The organism is Hungatella sp. (assembly GCF_046966825.1).
This window is the reverse complement of record NZ_JBKVCZ010000268.1, coordinates 1-3,154: the sequence shown is the minus strand read 5'-3', so window position 1 is coordinate 3,154 and position 3,154 is coordinate 1. Positions and strand designations below refer to the sequence as shown.

The following is a 3,154-nucleotide window of genomic DNA, read 5'->3' as shown; positions in this document are numbered from 1 at the left end:
TTCCCAGATTATGGCGTGGATTAACCAGGGGGTTCTGGATCCCATGGACTTTATCTCTGATGTGATCCCCTTTGAGCGGATTACCGACGCATTTGAACTGATTGAGGCGAAGAAGCCGGATACGAAGAAAATCGTGGTTCGATTTTAGAAATGGAGGAGTTGGAATGAGAGAGAGCAGACTGTTTTGCACGCTGCCGGAGTACGTATGCACACCTGACGGGATGGCAGTAGACCGCCATGGAAATCTGGTGCTGTCCTGCCCGAATTACGCGGATGACAGCATTTCCGGCTGTGTGGTCCGGATCGATAAAGAGGGCCATGTGCGAAAGTGGTTCGACGTACCGGTTCATCCGGAGACCGGGGTGGCCAGAAATATGGGGATCGCCTTTGATGACGAGTGGAATCTCTATCTCTGCGACAACCAGGGCTGGAGCGAACGGGAAGAGCTGCTGTACAAGGGCAGAATTCTGAAGCTTACGGTAGATGAGGAAGGTAACATCTTAAAGACTGTCGTCGTGGCGGAACACATGGAGCATCCTAACGGTATCCGCATCAGAGGCGGGTACATGTACGTCACACAGAGCTATCTGCATCCGGTCAGGAGGCCGGATGGAAAGCTGGTGAGCTGCGTATACCGGTTCGGCCTTGACGAGGAAGGAATTCAGATCACCAATACCCTGGAGGACCGCCATATCTTCGCCACCTTTGTGACGGAGAATCCGGACTGCCAGTATGGCGCCGACGGGATTGTCTTTGATCGGGAAGGACGGCTCTATGTGGGGAATTTCGGGGACGGAGCCGTTTACCGGATTACGTTTAAGGAGGACGGAAGCCTGGACGAAAACACGCTGTTCGCCCGGGATCCGGAGGAGCTTAAAAGCACGGATGGCATGATATTCGACGAGGAAGGAAACTTATATATCGCGGATTTCTGTGCCAATGCGATCGTGCAGGTGACACCCGGAGGAGCGGTACGGCGGATTGCCCAGAGCCCGGACTGCAAAGGCGCAGACGGAGGACTGGATCAGCCAGGGGAGCCGATTGTATGGGACGGCCGGATTATCGCCTCCTGCTTCGACCTTGTGACGGGACCGGGAAAGGTGAATTTAAAACATGAGATGCCGGCTGCTCTGGTGCAGCTGCCGCTGTAAGGAGGCGCCATGGGACAGGGAACTTTAGGAAATGCTGGAGACCGCGGGGACACCTGTATTCTGGCCCACGATCTTGGAACCAGCGGAAATAAGGCCACACTCTATCGCGCAGACGGAACGCTGGTAGCCAGCTGTGTCCACGAATATCCAACGAGTTACCCGCAGCCGGGGTTTGTGGAACAGGCCCCGGAGGACTGGTGGAATGCGGTCTGTGCATCGACGAGAGAGCTACTGGAAAAAACAGGGATACGGCCGGAGAGGATAGCCGCCGTGTCCTTCAGCGCCCAGATGATGGGCTGCCTGCCTGTGGACCGGGAGGGGAATCCCCTGCGCCCGATGATCATCTGGGCGGATACGAGAGCGGTGGAAGAGGAACGGTGGATGGTGGAACGTATCGGTATGGAGCGCGGATATGAGATTACGGGCCACAGGCTCAGCGCCTCCTATTCTGCGGCAAAGCTCTTATGGGTGCGCCGCCGCGAGCCGGACGTCTATCGCCGCTGTTATAAGATGCTGCATGCCAAAGATTTCATCATCTGCCGTCTGACGGGGGAGTTCGTGACGGATTACAGCGACGCGTCGGGAACGAATCTCTTCGATATCCGGGCGAAAATGTGGTCCGAAGAGATATTAAGGGCATTGGACCTCGATGAAGATCTGCTTCCGGAGCTGCATCCATCGACCGATATCGCCGGGGGCGTGACGAAAGCAGCCGCAGAGGCCACAGGACTTTTGGAGGGAACTCCTGTAGTGATCGGAGGCGGGGATGGAAGCTGCGCCTGTGTCGGGGCCGGTGTGGTGGATGAGGGGAGTGCCTATCTGGTGCTGGGATCATCGTCCTGGATATCGCTGGCGTCGAGGGAGCCGTTATTCGATCCTGAGATGCGGACGTTTAACTGGGTTCATCTGGACCCGGAGCTCTATACTCCCTGCGGTACCATGCAGGCGGCAGGCTATTCTTATCAGTGGTACCGCAATGCGCTGTGCCGCGGAGAGATGGAGGAGGCCGCGAAAACGGGAGAAAGCCCTTATGAGCGGATCAACAGGGGAATCATGGAATCCGCACCGGGAGCGGGTGGTCTTCTATACCTTCCCTATCTTCTGGGGGAGCGCTCACCGCGCTGGAATCCGGATGCCAGAGGCGCCTTTGTGGGCTTGTCGGTGACGACCGGGAAACATGACTTATCCAGGGCCGTGCTGGAAGGCGTTGGATACAATCTGCGGGTTATTTTAGAGAGTATGCGGCGGGAACGTGAGATGAAGGAGCTGATGCTGATCGGCGGAGGCGCCAAGGGGCAGACGTGGCCCCGGATTCTCTCGGATATCTTCCAGATGCCATTAAAAATACCGGCATACCGGGAGGAGGCAACCAGCATGGGTGCGGCGGTGTGCGCCGGCGTGGGCGTGGGAATATACCGGGATTTCTCCGAGGCGAAAAGGATTAACACCATCGTGGATACAGTGATGCCGAGGGAGGAAAACCGTCTGCGGTACGACCGCCTGTATGAGATATTTAACCATGCGTATGACGCTCTGACGGGAGTCTATGGCGAACTGGGCGCTTATCGGAAAGATATGGGGGAAAAACATGAATAATTTTATCTGGTACAATCCTACCCGCATCCTGTTTGGAAGGGGAACCCATAACGAGGTGGGGCGGGAAACGGCTGCTTACTCCAGGCGGATTCTGCTGCTGTATGGAGGAGAGAGCTTAAAGGCTGCGGGGACGTACGGTGCGATCACAAAATCACTGACAGAGGCTGGTGTGGAATACCGGGAGCTGGGGGGCGTCCGTCCCAATCCCAGACTGTCGCTGGTGCGTCAGGGGATTTCGCTGTGCAGGCGAGAAGGGCTGGATTTCGTGCTGGCAGCAGGAGGAGGCAGCGTGATCGACACGGCGAAGGCCATTGCGGCAGGCGTCTTATATCCGGGCGATGTGTGGGATTTTTACCATACGGAGAAGCGGCCGGAGAGAGTCCTTCCCACGGGGGTGGTCTTAACCA

3 protein-coding genes are annotated in these 3,154 nt (G+C 56.9%); all 3 read left to right on the top strand.

Features of this window, described 5'->3' with window-relative positions; translation table 11 throughout:
• Positions 1–164 precede the first annotated feature (164 nt).
• Entirely contained in the window at positions 165–1,151 is a 987-nt protein-coding gene (locus ACLTD4_RS33605; protein WP_117624171.1) for an SMP-30/gluconolactonase/LRE family protein, read from the top strand.
• 9 nt (positions 1,152–1,160) lie between these two features.
• Positions 1,161–2,747 carry a xylulokinase gene (gene xylB, locus ACLTD4_RS33600; RefSeq protein WP_117624170.1) on the top strand — a complete coding sequence of 529 codons (1,587 nt, stop codon included), beginning with the start codon at positions 1,161–1,163 and terminating at the stop codon, positions 2,745–2,747.
• On the top strand, positions 2,740–3,154 hold a 415-nt coding region (locus ACLTD4_RS33595; RefSeq protein ID WP_412331968.1), incomplete at its 3' end, for an iron-containing alcohol dehydrogenase. The genes xylB and ACLTD4_RS33595, both read left to right, overlap by 8 nt.